The organism is Pedobacter kyungheensis, from assembly GCF_000812965.1.
GTDB lineage: Bacteria > Bacteroidota > Bacteroidia > Sphingobacteriales > Sphingobacteriaceae > Pedobacter > Pedobacter kyungheensis.
This window is the reverse complement of the sequence record NZ_JSYN01000019.1, coordinates 159,241-182,271: the sequence shown is the minus strand read 5'-3', so window position 1 is coordinate 182,271 and position 23,031 is coordinate 159,241. Positions and strand designations below refer to the sequence as shown.

The 23,031-nt window shown below is 38.8% G+C and carries 18 protein-coding genes; 7 read left to right on the top strand and 11 right to left on the bottom strand.

Features of this window, described 5'->3' with window-relative positions; all coding sequences use genetic code 11:
• Positions 1-379 precede the first annotated feature (379 nt).
• From OC25_RS16660 to rpsT, 10 genes are all read right to left on the bottom strand, one after another.
• Complete coding sequence (locus OC25_RS16660; protein WP_039478289.1) at positions 380-1,816, bottom strand: hypothetical protein; 1,437 nt, start codon at positions 1,814-1,816, stop codon at positions 380-382.
• Positions 1,817-1,930: 114 nt separating this feature from the next.
• Entirely contained in the window at positions 1,931-4,729 is a 2,799-nt protein-coding gene (locus OC25_RS16655; protein ID WP_156131500.1) for a TonB-dependent receptor, read from the bottom strand.
• Between the two features lie 111 nt (positions 4,730-4,840).
• The gene (locus tag OC25_RS16650; protein WP_039478287.1) at positions 4,841-5,356 is read right to left on the bottom strand and encodes an Mpo1 family 2-hydroxy fatty acid dioxygenase; all 516 of its coding nucleotides are present in this window, start codon (positions 5,354-5,356) and stop codon (positions 4,841-4,843) included.
• A 130-nt stretch (positions 5,357-5,486) separates the two neighbouring features.
• Positions 5,487-7,058, bottom strand: a complete 1,572-nt coding sequence (gene rny / locus OC25_RS16645) for a ribonuclease Y (RefSeq protein ID WP_039478282.1) — start codon at positions 7,056-7,058, stop codon at positions 5,487-5,489.
• A gap of 307 nt (positions 7,059-7,365) precedes the next feature.
• On the bottom strand, positions 7,366-7,656 hold the full coding sequence (locus tag OC25_RS16640) for a cell division protein ZapA (RefSeq protein ID WP_039478281.1): 291 nt from the start codon (positions 7,654-7,656) through the stop codon (positions 7,366-7,368).
• Positions 7,657-7,690: 34 nt separating this feature from the next.
• Positions 7,691-7,981 carry a hypothetical protein gene (locus OC25_RS16635; protein ID WP_039478279.1) on the bottom strand — a complete coding sequence of 97 codons (291 nt, stop codon included), beginning with the start codon at positions 7,979-7,981 and terminating at the stop codon, positions 7,691-7,693.
• Positions 7,982-8,012: 31 nt separating this feature from the next.
• A complete protein-coding gene (pheT, locus tag OC25_RS16630; protein ID WP_039478276.1) occupies positions 8,013-10,412 on the bottom strand; it encodes a phenylalanine--tRNA ligase subunit beta in 2,400 nt (799 codons plus the stop codon).
• A 261-nt stretch (positions 10,413-10,673) separates the two neighbouring features.
• Entirely contained in the window at positions 10,674-11,510 is an 837-nt protein-coding gene (locus OC25_RS16625; protein WP_039478274.1) for an endonuclease/exonuclease/phosphatase family protein, read from the bottom strand.
• 107 nt (positions 11,511-11,617) lie between these two features.
• Positions 11,618-12,316, bottom strand: coding sequence for a RadC family protein (radC, locus tag OC25_RS16620; protein ID WP_039478272.1), 699 nt, complete (start codon positions 12,314-12,316; stop codon positions 11,618-11,620).
• A 72-nt stretch (positions 12,317-12,388) separates the two neighbouring features.
• Positions 12,389-12,643, bottom strand: coding sequence for a 30S ribosomal protein S20 (gene rpsT / locus OC25_RS27365; protein WP_029277289.1), 255 nt, complete (start codon positions 12,641-12,643; stop codon positions 12,389-12,391).
• Between the two features lie 243 nt (positions 12,644-12,886).
• Between rpsT and purN the strand changes: the two genes are divergently transcribed.
• The 7 genes from purN (at position 12,887) to rodA (ending at position 21,274) form a co-directional block, all read left to right on the top strand.
• Entirely contained in the window at positions 12,887-13,465 is a 579-nt protein-coding gene (gene purN / locus OC25_RS16610) for a phosphoribosylglycinamide formyltransferase (protein WP_039478268.1), read from the top strand.
• Positions 13,466-13,807: 342 nt separating this feature from the next.
• Entirely contained in the window at positions 13,808-15,334 is a 1,527-nt protein-coding gene (gene purH / locus OC25_RS16605; RefSeq protein ID WP_039478265.1) for a bifunctional phosphoribosylaminoimidazolecarboxamide formyltransferase/IMP cyclohydrolase, read from the top strand.
• 210 nt (positions 15,335-15,544) lie between these two features.
• Positions 15,545-16,567, top strand: a complete 1,023-nt coding sequence (locus tag OC25_RS16600) for a rod shape-determining protein (RefSeq protein WP_039478263.1) — start codon at positions 15,545-15,547, stop codon at positions 16,565-16,567.
• A gap of 85 nt (positions 16,568-16,652) precedes the next feature.
• Positions 16,653-17,492, top strand: a complete 840-nt coding sequence (gene mreC, locus OC25_RS16595; RefSeq protein ID WP_039478261.1) for a rod shape-determining protein MreC — start codon at positions 16,653-16,655, stop codon at positions 17,490-17,492.
• Positions 17,485-18,000, top strand: a complete 516-nt coding sequence (locus tag OC25_RS16590) for a hypothetical protein (protein ID WP_039478259.1) — start codon at positions 17,485-17,487, stop codon at positions 17,998-18,000. The genes mreC and OC25_RS16590 overlap by 8 nt, the downstream gene beginning before the upstream one ends.
• Positions 18,000-20,009: a penicillin-binding protein 2 gene (mrdA, locus tag OC25_RS16585; protein ID WP_039478257.1), complete on the top strand. Its 2,010-nt coding sequence runs from the start codon at positions 18,000-18,002 to the stop codon at positions 20,007-20,009. The genes OC25_RS16590 and mrdA overlap by 1 nt, the downstream gene beginning before the upstream one ends.
• Before the next feature lie 2 nt (positions 20,010-20,011).
• Positions 20,012-21,274: a rod shape-determining protein RodA gene (rodA, locus tag OC25_RS16580; protein ID WP_039478255.1), complete on the top strand. Its 1,263-nt coding sequence runs from the start codon at positions 20,012-20,014 to the stop codon at positions 21,272-21,274.
• A 457-nt stretch (positions 21,275-21,731) separates the two neighbouring features.
• Here the strand turns inward: rodA and OC25_RS16575 are convergent, their stop codons facing one another.
• Entirely contained in the window at positions 21,732-22,925 is a 1,194-nt protein-coding gene (locus tag OC25_RS16575) for a hypothetical protein (protein ID WP_039478253.1), read from the bottom strand.
• Positions 22,926-23,031 lie beyond the last annotated feature (106 nt).

Here is a 23,031-nt window from a genome sequence, read left to right as displayed (position 1 = left end):
GAACATATATCATTTGAAAAATAACCTATAATTATATGCTCGGAACATATATCATTTGAAAAATAACCTATAATTATATGTTCAGAACATATATCATTTGAAAAATAACCTATAATTATATGCTCGGAACATATATCATTTGAAAAATAACCTATAATTATATGCTCGGAACATATATCATTTGAAAAATAACCTATAATTATATGCTCGGAACATATATCGTTTGAAAAATAACCTATAATTATAAGCTCGGAACATATATCGTTAAGTTAAAAGCATATAACAACAGGGTCACTGTATATATTTTCACCCAAAAGTGTATCAATAAAAAAGGCCGGAATCAATCCGGCCTTTCTTAATATTAGTTTTTTAACTCGGCTTATTTAACAGCACCTGGAGTAGTGTAAGGTAATGATTGAGGATCAAAATGAGCCCAACCAGCAGCCCAGTTATCGGCACCAAAAGCACCTCTGTAAGCTACAGCTGTAAAACCTGATGTTAATTTAGCATTGGTGAATGAAGCGCCGGTTGCTGCTGCAGAATTTGCTACTACAGTAAAGTTTGGCGTTCCAACTCTTGCAGTTGCAACCAGGTCAGCAGAATATTTGTAAGGATCAGTAATGATACTTGAAGCTAAAGCAGCAGGATCAAAAGTATTTAATGCTGTAGCAGCTTGTAATAATGGGCTGATAACACCTAAAGCTGTTGCATTAGAAGCTTTAATCTGATTTCCTTTGCTATTGCTATTGTAGATCAGGTTGTTTGCAAATAATGATTTTCCGCTAGAAAGATTGCTTGATGCATTTGCTCCGGCAGAACCAGCAGCATCGTCATAAAAAACACCTTCAGTATAACCAACAATGATAGAGTTAACTAAGCTCATTGCAGAGTTACGACGGATTTGAGCACCGTGCTGGAAGTTAGCATTGATGCTGCTACCACCAGAACCTACAGGGCCTAAAATAGTCATGTTAGAGAAAATAGCAGAAGTTTGAGGCGCTGCGTTATCACCTGCAGCATTGTTATCTGATTCGAAACCGTTTGATCCAGAAACGTCAGCAGTTACAGCCAAACGTTGTGCTAAACCAAACTGAACTTTACCTGAGAAACCGTTATCGGTATCAAAATCATCATCCCAGCTATCGATAGCCAATAAGTGCGCACAGTTAACTGCACCACCAAACCATTCGAAAGCATCGTCACCTGAACGGTAAACCTCGATATAATCGATTTGTGTACCTGAACCAACTGAACCGAAAGTTAAACCGTTGATCTCGTTATCAGGGCTTAAAGCAATACCTGCATACTCAATACGTACATATTTCATCACGCCTGAGTTATCAGCATTATCAGTACCACCATGCTTACCTTTATCTGTTGCATCAGAAATACCTTCGATTGGCACAGATGTACCTAAGTTGTTCTGAGCTTTACCCAAAAGGATCACACCACCCCAATCGCCTTCTTTACGTGCACCAGCGGCTACACTTGAAGTAAATACAATTGGTTTGTCTACTGTACCAGTTGCGTTGATTTTAGCACCTCTTGTAATAACCAAAGCACCTTTAGTAGCTTTATCACCTTTAATAATTGTACCAGGCTGAATGGTTAAAGTAGCATTGTTGGTTACAAAAACATTACCTTTTAACAGGTAAATTTTATCTGCGCTCCAGGTTGTACTTGCTGTTACATCACCAGAAACTTCTACTGTGTTTGCAGCTACCGGCGGGTTAATATCTTCATCGACAGTGTTTTTAGAACAACTTGCCAAGAAAACCATTACGCTCATTGCGCAAAGTAATAATTGTTTTTTCATCTTCCTTTTACTTAACTTTTTTTTATAAAATTATTATCCAATTGTAATCCGTAGATTAATACAGTTTTAACATATTGTTACCATCACTCGGGCTAACGAAACCTTTTCTTAACATTAAAATGTGTATGAGAAAGAAAGTGAGTAGTTGCTTCCAGGCTTATAACTACTGATCGTTTCATCACCCTTCGAGCGGTCGTATTTTTTATCAAGATCGTTATCGTAGTATTGTGTAATGCGGTTATTTAAGATATCACCCGCGTTAAATTTGATTTCACCTTTGTTTTTAATCACTTTTAAGGCCAACTGCAAATCCACAACATTCCTAGGCGCTTCCCATATTGCCGGGAAAAGTACACCACCAGCAACATTAAGCCTGCGTCCTACCCTGTTGTAAAGTGCATTAAAGTTTAACTTGTTATCCAGGAAACTATGCTGTAAACCTGCATTGATAATATAAGGTGCCTGGCCAACCATTGGTCTTTTAACATCTTTCAGATTTAAACCAGTATTATTCGTTTCAACTTTTGATTTAATAAGCGAAAGATTCGTATAAAAGGTAGTGTTCTTTAAGAAATCAGTTTTGGCAATAAAATCCAGTGATTTACGGAATTCCAATTCCACTCCATAAACATTAACCTGATCAGAATTGATATAGGTTATAATTCTTGAAGAACCACCATCACTATTGAAAGATTCGATGGCATTGTGGAATTTTTTATAGAATGCCGAAACTGAAATGATCTGTCCTGCCTGAGGATAAAATTCAAAACGAATATCCCCATTATCGATTTTTGCCTCTTTTAAGCCTGGATTACCTTGTTGTAAAGCCAAAAGTTCGTAGTCATAAACCGATGCTGAAGCCAATTCCCTAAATTCTGGTCTGGCAAGTGTACGGTAATAAGAAGCCCTTAAATTTATTTTTGGCGTCAGGCTATACGTATAGTTTGCAGATGGTAAAAAGTCAACATAGTTATCATTAACAGAAGTTTGCGGTGTAGGTACTTTAGCATCCAAAACCACGTTAAACTGTTCAACCCTAAGTCCCCATACCAATCTCGATTTTTCACCAAATTTGTTATCCAGCATTAAATAACCGGCATTGGTCATCGAGTGTGCGTTGTAGCTATCGGCATCCAGCGAAATATCATTTAAATAATAAGCACCACCATTGATCGCATCTTTACCATATAATGTAGTAAGAGATCTTCTCTGTACTTCATCTTTTAACGGAGAGCTTTGGCTGGCCTGTAACCCGATAAATCTTGCATCGAAACTACGTTTGCGGTAAATAGAACTTAAACCAGCTTTGAAAGTAGAAGTTTGGCTAAACATTTTTACCGGTAGGGTATAGTTTAAACCTCCGCTAAAGTTATCTTCGTTCAATTTTGAGAATAACCTCGAATTTTCTTTATTAATATTGTCTGTTTGAGCAACATATACATATCCCTCTTTACCTGCAAGGCTTGGATCTCTCTGATAAGAGATTTTCTTTTGATCTGGTTGATCGTTCAAAATATTGGCATAACTTAACGACCAATTGATTTTTGAATTATTCTCACCAAGTGGGTGTGTACCTTCAAGGGTAGACTTGAACAAAGATTTCTGCATTAAATCGAACGCATAAAACTTGATATCTCTTCCCCTATCCTTATTGTAACCTTGTCTGTCTAAATACTGGTCGTCATAAGTTCTGTTGTAGATGTTCTTGAAGGTAATCTTACTTTTACCGTAGGTATAAGCAAAATTGGCAATTGCACCTAAGTTAGTAGAGAATTTATAAGCATTATCATGATAATCGTAGTTTACATAATCACGGATAACATCATTATAAATGGTTTGTGAATTTCTATACGTCACTGAAAATAATGCACCAAACCTGTTATTGCTCTCTTTAAAATCTTTAACCCTACCTAAAGTAAACTGATAATTTTGAGTAGGAAGCGCAGTGTTGTTATAAGTTTTCCAGTTAGATGAGAGGCTGTTCATTGCTGCAACATCCTGAGCAGGTGTTAATCCGGCAAGGATTTTATTGCGTGACGGGAAATTACCTGGTAATGCCTTATCACCATTATCAAAACCAAAATAATCGCTGGCATTTCTAACCCCACTCTTAAAATCCTTAAAGGTTGAAGCTGTATTATAACCAGCACCAACACCAAAACTGATAAAGTTGTTATCCGGAATGTCTTTCGTCATAATCTGGATGGCGCCACCGGTAAAATCGGCAGGTAAATCTGGTGTAGCCGTTTTACTTACAATCAGGTTATCAACAAGGTTCGAAGGAACAATATCAAATGAAAATGCTTTACGGTTGGGCTCGGTACTTGGTAATGATGCACCATCAAGGGTTGCGTTGTTATACCTATCGCTCAATCCCCTCACAACCACAAATTTGTTATCCTGAACCGTAGCACCGCTTACCCTTTTTAGGATATCGGAGGTATTTCTATCCGGCGATTTTTTAATCTGGTCGCTCGAAATACCATCAGAAATTAAAGCACTGTTTTTTTGCTGTGCATATAAAGAGTTAACCGATTCTTGTTTAAAGCTTGCTCTTACTACAACCTCCTGCAGGTTTTGTCCGCCGGCTTCGTTAAGTACAATATTTAAACTGGTAACTGATGGGCCTTTTACCTCTACATCTGATACTTCTTTGGTTTGGTATCCTACGTAAGAAAATTCAAGTGTATATTTACCATTGGCCATGGCTTGTAAAATATACTTACCATCAACATCTGTTGATACACCTTTGGTAGTACCTTTAATTTTAACAGTTACACCAATTAGTGTTTCGCCTGTTTTTTTATCTGATACGACACCCGAAATTTTGCCTGTTTGTGCATAAGCTGTTATGCCCAGAAATAAAACCAGCACCGTCAGTGCCGTTCTTCTAAAAATTGTGATTAAGTCCAATTTGCCTTTATTTAATTTTAGGCAAAGCTATTACCACAATGTTAGCTATATGTTAGATGTTAATTAAGCTTAGTTTATTTAAAGGTTAATTTAATGTTAACCGCGCTCAGTTTAATATTTAATACCGGTTTTCTTGCAAATGAAGTGCAATAACCAAATCGGGCCGATTAACAGGAATTTAACGTCATCCAGAAAGGATGGTTTTTTTCCTTCAATTTTATGCCCGATAAACTGGCCTATCCAGGCGGCTACAAATATTGCTGCATAAATGCCATAAGCAGTTCCACTACCCAGGCCAACAGCCTGCTCTATTTTAACAATGAAATAGCTCATAATGCCCACAACCCAGATCATTAAGAAGAACAATACAGGTGATAAGGTAAAATAATAATATAAGCTGAAGGCCAGCAGAAAAGAGGCCCAGTTAAAAAAACCATTGTAACTCCCTAAAAAACCGATATGCGGAAAAGGGATTTGCCACACCAGCCCAAGCAAACTGAATACAATTAAGGGTACGCAAATCCAGTGCACCATTTTATTGGTAGGATTTTGATGACTTTCGGCATATTTATCGAAAAGTACATCAACCGGACGTTTAGGTGTTAAGGGTATGGTTTGCTTGCTCATTATGTAAAAATAAAAAAAAGCGACGGAATATCCATCGCTTTATATTTTGTTTGTTTATCGTCATGCTGAATTTAATTCAGCATCTCTTCATTTAATGAGATCCTGAAACAAGTTCAGGATGACGGTTTATCTATTTCGCAAAAGCTACAGAACGGGTTTCCCTGATTACAGTAACTTTGATTTGACCCGGATAAGTCATTTCGGTTTGAATACGCGTAGAAATATCAGCTGCCAGTAATTCGGCCTGTGCATCGGTAATGCGTTCGCTTTCTACAATTACACGTAACTCTCTACCTGCCTGTATGGCGAAAGTTTTTTCTACACCCGGATAAGATAAAGCCAGTTCTTCTAAATCTTTCAGACGTTTAATGTAGCTTTCAACTACTTCCCTACGGGCACCAGGGCGTGCACCTGAAATGGCATCACAAGCCTGGATAATTGGTGAGATCATCGATGTCATTTCGATTTCATCGTGGTGTGCACCAATGGCATTGCAAATTTCAGGGTGTTCTTTATATTTTTCTGCCAGTTGCATACCTAAAATCGCGTGTGGCAATTCAGGGTTATCATCAGGCACTTTACCAATATCGTGTAATAAACCGGCACGTTTAGCCATTTTTGCATTTAAGCCAAGCTCAGCAGCCATGGTAGCACAGAAATTAGCTACCTCACGAGAGTGGTGCAACAAATTCTGACCGTAAGACGAACGGTAACGCATACGGCCAACCATTCTGATCAGCTCAGGGTGTAAACCATGAATACCCAAATCAATTACGGTACGCTCGCCAATCTCTACAATCTCATCTTCGATTTGCTTTTTGGTTTTGGCTACAATTTCTTCAATACGGGCCGGGTGAATACGACCATCGGTTACCAAACGGTGTAAAGCCAAACGGGCAATCTCTCTTCTTACTGGATCGAAACCAGATAAGATAATGGCCTCAGGCGTATCGTCAACAATAATTTCGATACCTGTAGCTGCTTCGAGTGCGCGGATGTTTCTACCTTCCCTACCAATTACGCGACCTTTAATTTCATCGCTTTCGATGTGGAAAATAGAAACTGAATTCTCAATGGCAGCCTCTGTAGCTGTACGTTGAATGGTTTGGATTACTACCTTTTTAGCTTCTTTACTTGCTGTTAATTTGGCTTCATCCACAATATCTTTCACCTGCATCATGGCCTGTGTACGGGCCTCTTGTTTCAGGTTTTCTACCAATTGTTCTTTTGCTTCTTCGGCTGAAAGACCAGCAATAGTTTCCAATTGCTTAAGGTGCTGATTTTTCAACACTTCAACTTCGTCTTGCTTTTTAAGGGCAAGATCGGTTTGCTTTTCGAGGTTACTTTTTTGCCTGTCGAGCTCCTGTTCTTTCTTATTGAAGTTTTCCATACGCTGGTTCACCGATTGCTCTTTTTGCTTGATGGTGTTTTCGCGCTGGTTTATGGTGTTGTTTTTAGCGTTTACTTCTTGCTCGTGTTCCGCTTTTAACTGTAAAAATTTCTCTTTGGCTTCGAGTAATTTGTTCTTTTTTAAGATTTCGGCATTATTTTCTGCATCTTTTAAAATCTTCTTTACCTTGTTCTGAGCAGCCACTTCCTGCTGTTTCAGTAAGTTACGCAGGAGGAATCTTCCCACCACTACTCCGATAGCGATACCTGCAATTACGGCAAACACGTATCCTAATATTTCAACTATTTCCATTTTGTTTTTTAAGTAAAAAAAAACCGCAACTAATTTTTAAAGTCTCATACATTTTAAACCTCAACTAAGCATAATTAGGGTTTAAGCCATTTTCAGGTGCAAAGCAAATGAAATACGCCCTCTTAACCCTATAGATATTGAAGTGTTAAGTTTTATAAAATTTGAAACTCAAAAACTAGCTGCGGCTATATTTTTGTGCTAATATATATAACGCTCCGTCATCCTGATCCCGACAACTATCGGATTCCAGGAACCTTTTAGAGATGCTGAAACAAGTTCAGCATGACGAAATGTTTAAAGAACGATCCTATTTTGCAAAGAAATTATTGAGTAAAACATCCAATTCTTCGACTTTATCGGCAACAGCAGTATCCTGGTTTTGTACTTTATTTTCTGTTCTTAATACAGCCGTTGCATAATGTAGCACAGCCATAGAAAGAAGGTCCTGCTTATCTCTAACCGCATAATTATCCTGATAATCTTTTATGCGCTCATTGATCATTTTTGCCGCCCGTCTCACAATCTCTTCCTCTTCCATATTTACCTTCAGTGGATAAATACGGTCGGAAATGGTTATTTTAATCGAGATTTCTCCCATTTGTTTAGCTTAGTTTCTGATTTCCCCGCATCATTTATTTTTTCAATAATGCGATACTTTTATCAATCTCCCGCACAAAATCGTTAATTTTTTGTTTAATGTCAAGCGATTTCTCACTTGCTCCCTCAATACTTTTGGCCAGTTTTGTAACCCTTAATTTCTCTTCAAGTTCTACATTTTTGCCTTTCGCCGTATCGACCGCAACTTTTAACGATTGATTTTCAAGCTTTAATAAATCATTTTCTTCCTGTAGCGCATTACATAACTCCAATACCTGAGCCGTTTTTTGTAATACTTTATCTAATTGATCTGCAACAGAAGCCATGAATTTATTTCTAAAAATACGAATTTATATTTTATTTCCTAATTTCTGCGCCAGCTTGTGCAGTTAAATTCGCGATTAATTTCTGCATGGTATTTTCAATCTGCTTATCGGTTAAGGTCTGCTCCTCATCCTGTAAAATGAAATTTAATGCATAAGATTTTTTACCATTTGGCAATTTATCGCCCACATACACGTCAAAAACGCCAACTTCTTTAATCAGCTTCTTATCGGTTTTAAAGGCAATACCTTTTAAAGTATCGAAAGTAACCTGCTGATCGATTAATAAAGAAAGATCGCGGCGTACCTGCGGATATTTTGCAACATCTTTGTGAACGATTTTATTTTTCTTAACGATATCCAGTATAACCGCCCAGTCAAAATCAGCATAGAAAACTTCTGCATTTACATCAGCCACCTTACGATCGGCTTTTGAAACTGCTCCGAAACTTACCAATGTTTTATCGCCACGGAAATACTTAATCCCATAAGCAAAATCTTCATTCGTTAAGGCATCGCTTTGGTAAGTCGAAATGCCTAAACGCGCAATAATGGCATCAACAGCCGATTTTAAATTGTAAAATGTAGCCGGTTTCGAATTCTGGTTCCATTGCTCGCCTTGTTTTGCACCTGAAATCAACAACAATAACCGTGGACGCTCTACATACTGTCCGTTGATCAGGTGATAGGTTTTACCAAATTCGTAAAACTTCACATCTGCATTTTTACGGTTCTGGTTGTAAGCTACACTTTCTAATGCAGGCATCAACAAATTCTGACGCATTACATTTAAATCGCTGCTGAGCGGATTTAAAATAAACACGGCTTCCTCTATGTTTTTCGAATAGGCCGACTTGGTTAACGAGTTACACATAATTTCTGCATAACCGTTAGCACTAAGCATATCGGCAACAGTATTGTGTGTATTCTCTTTCTCTGGCTTAATACTATAAGATAAAGAGGCATTTACCTTAGCCGGGATCTCTATATTATTATATCCATAAATACGCAAAACCTCTTCGGTGATATCGCACTCACGCGTTACATCTACTTTAAACGAAGGTACTCTTAAAGCCAGGGTATCATCAGAAGTGCTGGTAGCCGAAATGCCCAGGGCAGTAATAATATGTTTAATTTCTGCCGAAGGGATATTTGCCCCGATCAACTTATTGATATTGGTATAACTTACCTCGAACTCAAACGGACGAATGTGTTTTGGATAAATATCAGAAACTGAAGAAGAAATTTCGCCACCTGCCAGTTCTTTAATCAATAAAGCAGCATATTTTAAAGCAGTAACGGTAATTTCAGGATCGGTACCACGCTCAAAACGGAAAGAAGCATCGGTTTTTAATCCGTGTCTTTTAGCTGTTTTACGGACAGAAACCGCATTAAAGTAAGCACTCTCTAAAAAGATATTTTTAGTTTCTGTGTCTACACCCGAAGTTTTGCCACCGAAAACACCTGCAATACACATTGGCGCTTCTGCATTGCAGATCATTAAATCGTCTGCACTTAATTTGCGTTCAACATCATCAAGCGTTACAAAAGGTGTAGCTTCGGTAACTTTTTTAACAATCACTTTTCCACCAGCAATTTTATCAGCATCAAAAGCATGTAGCGGCTGACCTAAGCCATGCAATACATAATTGGTAATATCTACCACATTATTAATCGGACGCAGGCCAATTACTTTCAGTTTATCTTTTAACCACTCAGGCGATTCAGTAACGGTTACACCAGAAATGGTAACACTGCTGTAACGCGGACAAGCTTCCAAATCTTCAACCTCAACCGGAATAACCAGGCTTTCGTTGTCTGTTTTAAAAGCAGTAAGATCAGGAATTTCGTATTCGCTTCTGAAATAAGCGGCCAAATCTCTGGCTACACCTAAATGCGAAGCTGCATCGGCACGGTTAGGTGTTAACCCGATTTCGAAAACATAATCATCGTCCATTTTGAAATGATCTTTAGCCTTGATTCCCACTTCGGTATCTTCAGCTAAAACCATAATTCCATCGTGCGATTTACCCAAACCAATTTCATCTTCAGCACAGATCATCCCCTGCGAAAGTTCTCCCCTGATTTTTGATTCTTTGATTTTAAAAGGTTCGCCTTCTAAAGGATAAACGGTTGTACCAACTGTAGCCACAACTACTTTTTGTCCGGCAGCTACATTAGGTGCGCCACAAACAATCTGAAGATTTTCATTTCCGCCAACATTTACAGTTGTTACCCGCAAACGGTCGGCATTAGGATGCTGCACACAGGTTAATACTTCGCCAATAACCAAACCCTCTAAGCCGCCCACAACAGGCTGCACTTTTTCTACACTTTCTACCTCCAAACCTACATTGGTAAGGATTAAAGAAAGTTCCTGAGGAGTTTTGTCTATTTGTACAAATTGTTTTAACCAGTTATATGATATTTTCATTTTAGAGAATCAAGTAGTGAGTATCGGGTATTGGAACAAGCCCAAAGGATAATCAATTTATTAAAACGCAAAGATATTATTTAAAGCCAAAAGGAGAAAACCAAACCGGAATAAATGATGGAAAATGGAAGAGGTATGATGGACCTGGCATTCATGCTACATGGTCCATGTCAACATAGACCCGACATCATAATCTACTTTTGGAGAGTTGTCGACTTTAATTGCCAGTTTGCTATTAAAAGTCGACAACTCTAAATCCCCCTAAAACCAAAGCCTGGCAAAAACAGGCAAATGATCTGAGTAATATCTTTTGTCCTTACTATCTGATAATACCGCAAACTTCTGCACTTTAAATCCTTTGTTTACGAAAATGTAATCGATACGGTCTTTCAAATCACTATCAAAGTGAAAAGCATTAAAAGTACCGGTTGGCCCGTAAGGTTTTTCGGTTGAAACTTCTTTTGCATCAATCAGGAAGGATTTAATCGTCGCAATGGCTTCAGTTTCTGGTGTCACATTTAAATCTCCCGTAAAAACAACCGGCAAGGTCGGGGCAATTTGCTGTATTTTTTGCTTTAATAATTTGGCCGATTCAATTCTGGCCTGAACTCCAATGTGATCGTAATGGGTATTAAAAACCAAAAACTCTTTTTTATTCAGTTTATCATATAACCTTACCCAGCTACATACCCGGTTAAGCGCAGCATCCCAGCCTTTCGATGGAACATCAGGTGTTTCTGATAACCAGAAAGTTCCGCCATCTTTTTTAGTAAAACGGTCTTTATCATAATAAACTGCAGAGAATTCCCCTTTTCTTTTGCCGTCATCACGACCAACACCTACCACATCAAAATTTGAATCTTCCAGTAGAGCATCAAATTGCTCGGGCAAGGCTTCCTGAACGCAAAGGATATCGGCATCGTGAAATTTCACCAGGGCTTTAACATTATCTTTACGGTTAGGCCAGGCATTTACCCCATCAGATGCAACATTTAAACGAATATTATAGGTTATAATATTAACAGGTGTACCCTTTTTCTGGGCAAAAGCTGCCACTGTTAGCAACAGGGCAATAGGAAGAACTAATAATCTTTTCATTTGTGTATAATTGTGCTTAATCACTGTCGCCATTCCGGCGCATAAATTTAATAAGCTGCGATGATAACAATTTAAGATTAATTCTACTTTACCCAGTTAATATATTTTTAAATTAAATCTTCATCCCTGTAACTATAATAATTGTTACGGGCAAAAATAATGTGATCGACCACAAAAAGACCAAGCATTCGGCCCGATGCAACAAGATCGCGCGTAAGTTTATTGTCGCTATCGCTTGGCTTTAAATTACCTGACGGATGGTTGTGGGCCAATATGATATTTGCTGCATTATTTTCCAGGGCGATTTTAAAGATGATTTTCGGATCGGCGATGGTTCCGGCCTGCCCACCCTTGCTGATTTGAAATTTGCCAATTACATGATTTGACCTGTTTAAGAGCAATATCCAAAATTCTTCGTAATGAAGATCTTCGAAAGTCTGGTGCATATAATTATAGGCCTGCCTGGCCGTAGTGACCTGCACAATCTGTTCATCGTCGGTCTCTTTGCGGCGCAAACCCAATTCCAGTGCAGCGATAATCGTAAGTGCTTTTGCTTCACCAATTCCCTTAAACCTGGATAGTTCCTGAATAGAAGCCTTGCCCAGCCGGACTAAATTGTTATCGTAAAAAGCCAGAATCCGTTTGCTGAGATCAAGGGCCGTTTCGTTCTTATTGCCAGAACCGATTAGAATGGCAATTAATTCGGCATCTGTTAAATACCTTCTGCCATGTTGCAAAAGCCTTTCGCGTGGCCGGTCGGCCTCTGCCCATAATTTAATGCCTAACTTTTGTTTGTTGTTTTCCATTTTTTTCGACAAAAAAAAGGCATCCCAACTTTTGGTTGGGATGCCTTTTACTAATATCGTAAAAAAATTGGCTTATTTTAAACCGTTAACGAATTTCGTTAATTTTGATTTGTTGTTAGCCGCTTTGTTTTTGTGGATGATGTTCTTTTTAGCTAAACGATCTAACATAGAGATTACTTTAGGCAATAAATCAGATGCAGATTTTTTGTCTTCTGCAGCACGTAATCTTTTGATGAAAGTACGTGTAGTTTTTGCCTGATATCTGTTACGTAAACGTTTTGTTGCGTTTGCTCTAATTCTTTTTAATGAAGATTTATGATTTGCCATTTCTATTTAGCCTTTTATTTTTCTTAATCGTTTCCTATAATTCGGGTTGCAAATATAGAATTAATGTTTTAAAAATACAAAACACTTTTAACTTTTTTATTCACTAAAATTCAGCCCGCTTACCGAAGCGCAAAAATACACTAAATTTATTCATTAATAATACTTTAAGCGCTTACAATAAAAATTAATTTCGATTAAGAAAACAGCCCTAAAAATACTATTTTTGGGCAAAACCCTTTTTGAGTGAAAAAACGAATAGCCATCTTTGCATCAGGTTCTGGTTCTAATGCCCAAAAACTGATGGAGCATTTCAAGCGGAGTAATGAGATAGAAATTTCTTTGGTACTAACCAATAATGCCGAAGCCTATGTATTACAAAGAGCTGATAATTTTGAAATCCCTACCCACATTTTTGACAAAAATGAGTTTTATAAAACCGATGAGGTAATAGAACTGCTCAAGAATCTGGAAATAGATTTCATTGTGCTTGCAGGCTTCCTTTGGTTAATTCCTAAAAGCTTAATCCACGCCTACCCTGGCCGCATCGTTAATATACACCCAGCTATTTTACCCAAATTTGGAGGTAAAGGCATGTACGGCGACCATGTACACAATGCTGTAATTGCTGCAGGCGAACCCGAAGGCGGCATCACCATTCATTACGTCAACGAAAATTACGATGAGGGCGAGTACATTTATCAGGCCCGTTATAAGATCGATAAAAACGACAGTTTGGAAATGGTTAAATTTAAGGGGCAACAACTGGAGCACCAGCATTACCCGCGTATTGTTGAAAGCATTGTAAAGAAAATCAGCAAATAACCATCATCCACAAATTATAACTGGTATTGTTCAACTGCATTAGCCTGACTATATGCGGCTATTTTTTGTTATACCTTATACTTATAATGCAAAGCATATACATATAATAGTGTAAGCCAGTTTTAAACTCAACTGTCAACCTTAAAAACAGATTTTTGCTTTATTGCTTAAAATCATCCTATCGACGGCTACTTAAACATTTATAACTAGCAATTTAACACCATTTAACAGATCAAAATATTCTTTTTGTTTTTTTAATCCGGCAGGTAATTTTTTACCAATAAAACATAATAAAAAAACAATCCTGTTTTACTACCTTTGCGGCTCAAAATTTACAGTAAAATGAGTCAGCCAATTAAGATTAAAAACGCTTTAATTTCAGTATATTATAAAGATGGTTTAGAACCATTGGTAAAATTGTTAGCCGCACAGGGAGTACAGTTATTCTCAACAGGTGGTACCGAACAATTTATCAAAGATTTAAACCTTCCGGTTACAGCGGTTGAGGATTTAACAGGATATCCTTCTATTTTAGGCGGACGTGTTAAAACTTTACACCCAAAAGTATTTGGCGGTATTTTAAACCGCAGGGCTTTAACTGGCGACCAGGAGCAGATTGCTGAATATGAAATTCCGGAAATTGATCTGGTAATTGTTGATTTATACCCATTTGAAGAAACCGTTAAAGCAGGCGGAACACCAGAAGAGATTATCGAGAAAATTGATATCGGTGGTATTTCATTAATCCGTGCAGCGGCGAAAAACTTTAACGATGTGGTTATCATTGCATCGAAAAACGACTACCCTACTTTACAGGCACAATTAGAAGCGCAAAATGGCGAAACTACTTTAGCACAACGTAAATCGTTTGCTAAAACTGCTTTCCATACTTCTTCGCACTACGATACGGCAATTTTTAACTATTTTAACCAGGAAGAGCCACTTGATGTTTTTAAACAAAGCGTAACCGAAGCTAAAACTTTGCGTTATGGCGAAAACCCGCACCAAGGCGCTGTATTTTATGGTGATTTAGAAGCCATGTTTACCAAATTAAACGGTAAAGAACTTTCTTACAACAATTTGGTTGATGTGGATGCCGCTGTTGCCTTAATTGACGAATTCCAGGATCCAACCTTTGCGATCTTAAAACATACTAATGCTTGCGGCATTGCCTCACGCCCAACTGTAAAACAAGCCTGGATTGATGCCTTAGCCTGCGATCCGGTTTCTGCTTTCGGCGGTGTTTTAATTACCAACGTTGAAGTTGATTTAGCTACGGCTGAAGAAATTAACAACCTGTTTTTTGAAGTATTAATTGCACCTGCCTACCAACCAGAAGCTGTTGAGTTATTCAGCAAAAAGAAAAACCGTGTAATTTTAAAACGCAACGAGGTTGATTTGAGCAAAAAACAATTTAAAACCTTATTAAACGGTGTAATTGAGCAGGATAAAGATTTAATTATCGAAGGTCCGGAGCAAATGACAACCGTTACCGATAAAGCACCTACTGCACAAGAATTAAAAGATTTATATTTCGCCAATAAAATTGTAAAACACACTAAATCGAACACCATTGTTTTGGTTAAAGATGATGTGTTAATTGCAAGTGGTGTTGGCCAAACCTCACGTGTGGATGCTTTAAGACAAGCGATCGAAAAAGCGGCCTCATTCGGTTTCAGCGTTAAAGGTGCTGCAATGGCTTCTGATGCCTTCTTCCCTTTCCCTGATTGTGTTGAAATTGCTGCCGATGCCGGAATTACCGCAGTTTTACAACCAGGAGGTTCGATTAAAGATGCCGATTCTGTTGCAAAAGCAAACGAGAAAGGTATTGCAATGGTTACCACTGGCGTAAGACACTTTAAACACTAATATAAGCATAAAGCTGAAAGACTAAAGCTTAAAGCACCCGGCATAAGCGTTAGTCTTTTGAATTTATTTAAACTTTAATTACCTAAAACATTTTAATTGCCTAAAAAACAATTTAATGCTTAAAGAAAATAGAAGTTAAAACAATAAAAAAGCTATTTTTACATTAGGAATAGTATACATTTATTAAAATTAAAGAAACATACCTCATACATGGGATTATTTAACTGGTTTACGCAAGAAGTTGCCATTGATTTGGGCACTGCGAATACCCTAATTATACATAACGACAAAGTGGTGGTAGATGAGCCATCAATTGTTGCTTTTGACCGCACTACAAACAAAGTTATTGCAATTGGTCGTCAGGCCATGCAAATGGAGGGTAAAACCCACGATAATATTAAAACCGTTCGTCCGCTAAAGGATGGTGTAATTGCCGATTTCAACGCTGCTGAAGCCATGATTAAAGGTATGATCCGCATGCTTAACGGTGGTAAAGGCTGGATGTTCCCATCTTTACGAATGGTAATCTGTATCCCTTCGGGTATTACTGAGGTAGAAAAACGTGCAGTACGTGACTCGGCCGAGATTGCTGGTGCTAAAGAAGTTTATTTAATACACGAACCAATGGCTGCTGCTGTAGGTATTGGTATCGATGTAGAAGAACCTATGGGTAATATGATTATCGATATCGGTGGTGGTACTACCGAGATTGCGGTAATCGCTTTATCAGGTATTGTTTGCGATCAATCTATCCGTGTGGCCGGAGATAACTTCGACTCTGATATTGTAAACTACATCCGTCGCCAGCACAACATTATGATTGGTGACCGTACTGCTGAGAAAATTAAAATCGAAGTTGGTGCTGCTTTACCTGAGTTACAGGATGCACCTTCTGACTTTGCTGTTCAGGGCCGTGATTTAATGACCGGTGTACCTAAACAAATTACAGTTTCTTATACCGAAATTGCACACTGTCTGGATAAATCGATCTCTAAAATTGAAGAAGCGATTTTAAAAGCATTAGAGATTACCCCTCCTGAACTTTCTGCAGATATTTACCAAACCGGTATTTATTTAACAGGTGGTGGTGCCTTATTAAGAGGATTAGACAAACGTGTGGCCGCAAAAACAAAATTACCGGTACACGTGGCAGAAGATCCGCTTCGTGCAGTAGTTCGCGGTACTGGTATCGCCTTAAAAAATATTGGCGGATATAAATTCTTGATGCAATAACCTGGATTTGAGATATGAGATTTGAGACTGGAGACTAGTTATTCCATCTCACATCTCACATCTTAAGTCTCATATCCCATGAGCAATGCGTAACCTTTGGATTTTCATCAGCAGATACAACGCATTTTTCCTGTTTATTATCTTTTTTACGATAGGGATTTACCTAACGGTGAAAAACAATGCCTACCAGCGTAGCGTAACCTTAAATTCTTCAAACGAAGTAGTAGGTACCGCATACGAAAGGCTTAATGTTTTTAAACGCTATTTAAACCTGGGAATGGTAAACGATAGCCTTGCAGCAGAAAATGCCAAACTTAAAACCCGCTTATTGGGTTTAACTACCGTTGATAGCGCTAAAGTTGTTAAAGTTATTGATACCGTTACCAATCAGCAGTATTCGTACCTGGCGGCTAAGGTGGTTAAAAACTCGATTACCCTTCGCAACAATGTAATGACCATTAATAAGGGTACTGTTGATGGCATTAAAAGTGGTATGGCTGTAATTGCTCCACAAAAGGGGGTAGTTGGTTTCATCCGCGATGTTTCGGCACATTTAGCCACCATCCAATCGCTATTGCATAAAGATACCCGAATTAGTGTTATGCTAAAGAAGAATCATGCCCTTGGCTCTTTAGTTTGGGGTGATGGCAATTTCGATATCAGAAAAGCCTTCGTTAAAGAAGTACCCAACCACATCAAAATGTATGTGGGCGATACGGTTGTTACCTCGGGCTATGGCTCATTTCCTGCAGGGATCTTAGTAGGCAAAATTAGCAAACCCAATGTGGCTACCAACGACAATTTCTTATCGGGAGAATTGAATTTATTTACAGATTTTAGCACATTGCAATATGTATATGTGGTTAAAGATAAACTTGCTGAAGAGCAAAAAGCTTTAGAAAGCCTAGCTAAGCCCAATGAATAGTAGAATCATAATTGTAAATGTGATCAGGTGGTTTTTACTGCTTTTTGTGCAGATCTTTCTGCTCAAGAATATGGGCTTTTACAATCTGTCCACCCCATTTATCTACGTATTGTTTTTGCTGCTTCTGCCTTTTGGTATCCCTAACATTTTATTGTACGGATTGGCCTTTGCAACGGGCTTAACACTCGATGCATTTTACGATACCATGGGCGTGCACGCAACCGCTTGTGTAGTGCTGGCATTTGTCAGGATTTCATTTATATCCATCAGTTTAAACCGCGACGCAATTGACGACCCTGAACCATCGTTAAGTTACATGGGTTTCCAATGGTTTTCACTTTATGCTTTTCTCTGCGTTATCACACACCATCTGGTGTTGTTCTTCTTAGAAACATTCAGGCTAACCGAAATTGGTTATACCTTAATGAGATGCGGCTTAAGTTGTATCTTTACACTGCTTATTATTTTATTGGTAGAGTTTATATTCTATAGAAGAACACCACGCTAATGGATCAGTTATTTAACCGGAAATATATCGTTCAGGGATTATTTATCGTGATTGCCCTTATCTTATTGGGCAAGCTTTTCTATATCCAGATCATTAGCGACAAAGCCTTTATTTCTGCCGAGAGTAACGTATTAAAAAAGAAATTTAAGTTCCCGGCTCGTGGTGCTATTTTAGATCGTAACATGAAGGTGATTGTTCAAAATGAACCGGTGTACGATTTAATGGTGATCCCCAACGAAGTAAAGGAATTCGATACCCTTGCCTTGGCCAATGCACTCGAAATAACAGTTAACGATGTACGCAAAAAGCTAAAAAAAGCCAGAGCGCAATCACCATATCAGTCCACATTTTTTGAAAGGCAAATTTCAGTTCAATCCTATGCCCGCTTACAGGAAATTATGTATCGCTTTCCGGGCTTTGCAACCCAGGACAGAACCATCAGGCATTACCCTGATAGCATTGCCGGACAGCTTTTTGGCTACGTAAAAGAAGTAAGTCCGGATGATATTGAAAAATCGGAAGGATATTATAAACCCGGTGATTTTATTGGAAAAAGCGGTTTGGAAAGATCCTATGAAGATTTTCTACGTGGCGAAAAGGGCGTAGTAAATACTTTATATGATGTACATAATGTAGCGCAAGGCAGTTATGCCAATGGTAAATATGATATTAATGCAGTTTCTGGCGATCGGCTAATTTCATCAATAGATATCAGAATTCAGCGCCTAGGCGAAGAGTTGATGAAAAATAAAGTAGGTGCTATTGTAGCCATTGAACCCGCTACGGGCGAGATACTGGCTTTTGTGAGTAGCCCTGGTTATGACCCGAATCAACTGGTGGGTAAAGACTGGGGAAAAAACTACATGAGCCTGATTGCAAACCCTTACCGGCCACAGATTGTGCGTCCTATCGCTGGTCAGTATTCACCTGGATCGTCATTTAAACCTGTCGATGCATTAGTGGCCTTGCAGGATGGAGCCATTGATCCAAGTACACAGTTTTTCTGCCCAGGCTACTATATGGCCGGCAATCATAAGGTAAAATGCGAACACGTTGATGGTACCATCAATATGCAGCGTGGTATTGCCAGATCATGTAATACTTATTTCTGTCACGTTTTTCAGAGTATCATCACTAAAAATGGGATGAAAAACCAGCGCCAGACTTATGCACACTGGCACGAGCAAATTTCTAAATGGGGATTTGGCCAAAAGCTTGGGATTGATATGCCTTTTGAAAAGAAAGGAATATTTTATACCGCCGATCATTACGATAAGATATATGGTAAACGCTGGGGATACACTACTGTAATTTCTCAGGCAATTGGTCAGGGGGAAATTACCTCTACCCCGCTGCAAATGGCCAACGTAATGGCTGCTATTGCTAACCGCGGTTATTACATGAAACCACACCTGATTAAAGGAATTGGCGATAAAAATGTAGTTAAAAAAGAATATGTGGTTAAAAACTATGTAGGCGTTGATGCCCAATATTTTACTCCTGTAATTGAAGGGATGCGGGATGCGGTAAACAGTCCATGGGGAACCGCGAAAGAATCGCAGATTCCCAATATCCTGATGTGTGGAAAAACCGGAACAGTACAAAATCCGCATGGTAAGAACCACTCTGTTTTTATCGGATTTGCCCCGATGAATAACCCTAAAATTGCCATTGCAGTAATTGTAGAAAATGGTGGCTACGGCGGATCTTATGCTGCACCAATATCCAGTTTTATAGTAGAAAAATACCTAACAGATTCGATCAAGCCAAAATCAAATGGTTATACGGTAAAAGCATTCGCAGAAACAAACTTGCTCCCTGCGATTATTGATAAAACAAAAAAAATTAAACTGACTAAGCTTGATAGTCTAAAAATTAAGAAAGCCGACTCAGTTAAACGGATAAAAGACAGTTTGAAAATAAAACCTAACGTACTCAAACCGACGGCGACAACACCAGCAAAATTAACCAGGCCAGTTCTAATTGATAAACCTGTAAAAAACAATTAACGATGCAGCAACAGGGAGGAAACCGCTTCTTTTTTAATGTAGACTGGATTACCGTTTTAATCTACATCGCGTTATGCGCGGTTGGTTTTACCAATATTTTTGCTTCGGTACCACCCGAAAAATCAGCTGCATTTGATATTGGTGCCCTTTATGGGAAACAGTTAATCTATATTATTACCGGTTTAGTGCTGGGCCTATCAATACTTTTGTTCGATGGGCGACTGTTTAATGTTTTCGCTCCTTTTATCTATGGCATAACTTTACTGCTTTTGGTAGCGGTGCTATTTGTCGGCAGAAATGTTGGTGGTAATCAGGCCTGGATACCAATAGGCTCTTTCAGGCTGCAACCTTCAGAGTTTGCCAAATTTGGCACAGCACTGCTTTTGGCACGTTATGTAAGTACTTTTAATCCAAAATTCAGAGACATTAAATCGATTGTTATTGCGGGATTAATTGTTTTGGCACCATTGTTACTGATCATGTTGCAACCTGATACAGGTTCGGCACTGGTTTTCCTGGCTTTTATGTTCCCGTTGTACCGCGAAGGCTTGTCGGGTTATTTTCTGTTGATTTTCCTGGGCATGATCGTGCTGTTTGTTGCCGATTTCTTAGTTCCCACCTACCTGATAATTCTTGTACTTACTGCTATTGGAGGACTGTTTATCTACAATAACAGGAGAAAACAAAAAATAATTATTTCTACCGTTTTAGTAACCTTAATCGCCATTGCCTATCTTTTTGTGGTTAAAATTGCTTACGAAAAAGTACTGGCACCGCACCAGCGCAGCCGTATCGAGCTGATGCTCGGTCTTAAAACAGATAATAAGGGTGCGGGCTATAATGTAATCCAGTCGCAGATTGCCATTGGCTCGGGGCAGGCAACAGGACGTGGCTTTTTACAGGGTACACAAACCAAATATGGCTATGTACCTGAGCAAAGTACCGACTTTATCTTTTCCACCATTGGCGAAGAGTGGGGTTTTTTAGGTTGTTCAGTTGTAATTGGCTTGTACATCTTTTTACTGCTCAGATTAATTAATCTGGCAGAGCGACAACGTTCTACATTTTCGCGGGTTTATGGTTACAGCGTGGCCTGTATCCTGTTTTTCCACGTATTTATCAATATCGGGATGACGATAGGTATTATTCCGGTTATTGGGATTCCCTTACCTTTAATTAGCTACGGAGGATCGTCGCTTTGGAGTTTTACTATCCTGCTGTTTATCTTTCTAAAGCTAGATTCGAACAGAATGGGTTTTATTTAAGGAGCAAGAGGCATTGCAAATGCCATGTTCCGGCATCCGCGTTACAAACGCGGACGATCTACTGATTTTACCATCCAGCAATTTATCTTAAAGCTCGATTCGAACAGGACGGGTTTTATTTAAGGAGCAAGAGGCATTGCAAATGCCGGGTTCTGGCATCGCGTTACAAACGCGGACGATCTTTAGATTTTACCATCCTGCAACTTATCTTAAAGCTCGACTCGAACAGAATGAGATTTATTTAAGCATCAAGAGGCATTACAAATGCCAAGCTCATACATCCGCGTTACAAACGCGGACAATCTACTGATTTTACCATCCAGCAATTTATCTTAAAGCTCGATTCGAACAGGACGGGTTTTATTTAAGTGGCAAGAGGCATTGCAAATGCCGGGTTCATGCATCCGCGTTACAAACGCGGACGATCAAGACCGCCAAACGCTTACCGCTAAACGCCTTACCTGCTAAACCTTCTGTTCAACAATTCGTAGAACTGATCAACCGTGCCCTGCTTACTGGCCCAGTTATTCTTTGCAGCATAGTTATTTTGCAGGAAGCCGTCAGCAGCTTCAAAACTGTTCATTTTATTTACAATATCAATCGCTTCAGAGTAAGCCAGGTTATAGCCGTTAAAAAGATCTTTGATGAAAAGCAATTTTTCGTTTAAGCTAATCGCCTGTTTTAAATCGGCTATTGGTGCTTTTACAGTCTCCTCGTTTTTGCCATTTGTTTGCGCCAATAACTCATTTAAACTTTGAACAGGTTTTGCTGCCACAGGCTCTGGTGTTGGTTTTACCGGAACAGCCTCTGGTGTAAACAATGGTCTTTCATGCTCAACAGGCGGCGAAATGACAGGCTCATCCAGTTTTACATCCTTAAGTGCCTCGATAGGCTTCGTGGCGACAGCTACCGGTTCTTCTTTCGGTGTAGGTGTAACAGCCGCTACTACTTCTTCTTCCACTTCATGATCAATTAAAAAAGGTTCAGGACCAATTTCATCTTCTTCGGCAGGCAAAGGAGTTTCATCAGCGGGTAATGCTCTTTCTTTTTCGTGTATTCTTTTCTTTTGAGCCAGAATTTCGGCTTCCTCTTTACTTAAAGGCCGGTCAAAGATTTCTTCAGCAGGTTTTAACTCGTAATCAAACTGTGCATTTTCATCATGCGTGCCCAGCACAAATTCAAAAGTATGATCGTCCTGATCTGGTTTAAAGAAATCGTTATTGATTGTTGAAGCTGTTTTTTCTAGCTCAACGGCTTTTTCAACTTCAGCGGCTTCCTCATCTATAATCTCCTGTGCAGGCTTAATATCAACGCGTGCTTCCTCTTCTTCTGCAGTAGCTACTTCTTCCAGTTCCTGCGGATCGAAGCACTCATCATCTTCTGCATAGCTTTTAGGGGCTTCGGGCAGAATAATTGTATTTTGTTCAGCTAAACGCGGGTGATTGCCCGGTTCAGGTGTTTTATCTTCAATGATGGTATTTAGTTTTTTTACGATATTAACGTGATCGGAAAGGAAATGTGCATTGGCCAGGAAAAGTTCGAGTTCCAAATCATTCAGTTGCTGAGGATTTTGAGCTAAAAACTGGTATTGCTCATTCAACTCTGTTAAAATACTGCCTATCTTTTTGAAAATATCTTGTTGGTTCATCATAAAGTTAAAACGAATTTCTGATCGATTTATGTTGGTAACTATCTCTTCAAAAATAACACATAATTCTCATATTTGTTCGGTTTAAAAATTATCGGGCTGATACTGG

Bases quoted from the DNA above. Each gene is read 5' to 3' on its own strand.
- purH (WP_039478265.1), top strand. From the start codon at position 13,808: ATGAGTCAGCCAATTAAGATTAAAAACGCTTTAATTTCAGTATATTAT.
- radC (WP_039478272.1), bottom strand. From the start codon at position 12,316: ATGGAAAACAACAAACAAAAGTTAGGCATTAAATTATGGGCAGAGGCC.
- rny (WP_039478282.1), bottom strand. From the start codon at position 7,058: ATGGAAATAGTTGAAATATTAGGATACGTGTTTGCCGTAATTGCAGGT.
- OC25_RS16635 (WP_039478279.1), bottom strand. From the start codon at position 7,981: ATGGCTTCTGTTGCAGATCAATTAGATAAAGTATTACAAAAAACGGCT.
- pheT (WP_039478276.1), bottom strand. From the start codon at position 10,412: ATGAAAATATCATATAACTGGTTAAAACAATTTGTACAAATAGACAAA.
- rpsT (WP_029277289.1), bottom strand. From the start codon at position 12,643: ATGGCAAATCATAAATCTTCATTAAAAAGAATTAGAGCAAACGCAACA.
- mreC (WP_039478261.1), top strand. From the start codon at position 16,653: ATGCGTAACCTTTGGATTTTCATCAGCAGATACAACGCATTTTTCCTG.
- OC25_RS16600 (WP_039478263.1), top strand. From the start codon at position 15,545: ATGGGATTATTTAACTGGTTTACGCAAGAAGTTGCCATTGATTTGGGC.
- mrdA (WP_039478257.1), top strand. From the start codon at position 18,000: ATGGATCAGTTATTTAACCGGAAATATATCGTTCAGGGATTATTTATC.
- OC25_RS16660 (WP_039478289.1), bottom strand. From the start codon at position 1,816: ATGAAAAAACAATTATTACTTTGCGCAATGAGCGTAATGGTTTTCTTG.
- OC25_RS16590 (WP_039478259.1), top strand. From the start codon at position 17,485: ATGAATAGTAGAATCATAATTGTAAATGTGATCAGGTGGTTTTTACTG.
- rodA (WP_039478255.1), top strand. From the start codon at position 20,012: ATGCAGCAACAGGGAGGAAACCGCTTCTTTTTTAATGTAGACTGGATT.
- OC25_RS16640 (WP_039478281.1), bottom strand. From the start codon at position 7,656: ATGGGAGAAATCTCGATTAAAATAACCATTTCCGACCGTATTTATCCA.
- OC25_RS16575 (WP_039478253.1), bottom strand. From the start codon at position 22,925: ATGATGAACCAACAAGATATTTTCAAAAAGATAGGCAGTATTTTAACA.
- OC25_RS16650 (WP_039478287.1), bottom strand. From the start codon at position 5,356: ATGAGCAAGCAAACCATACCCTTAACACCTAAACGTCCGGTTGATGTA.
- OC25_RS16625 (WP_039478274.1), bottom strand. From the start codon at position 11,510: ATGAAAAGATTATTAGTTCTTCCTATTGCCCTGTTGCTAACAGTGGCA.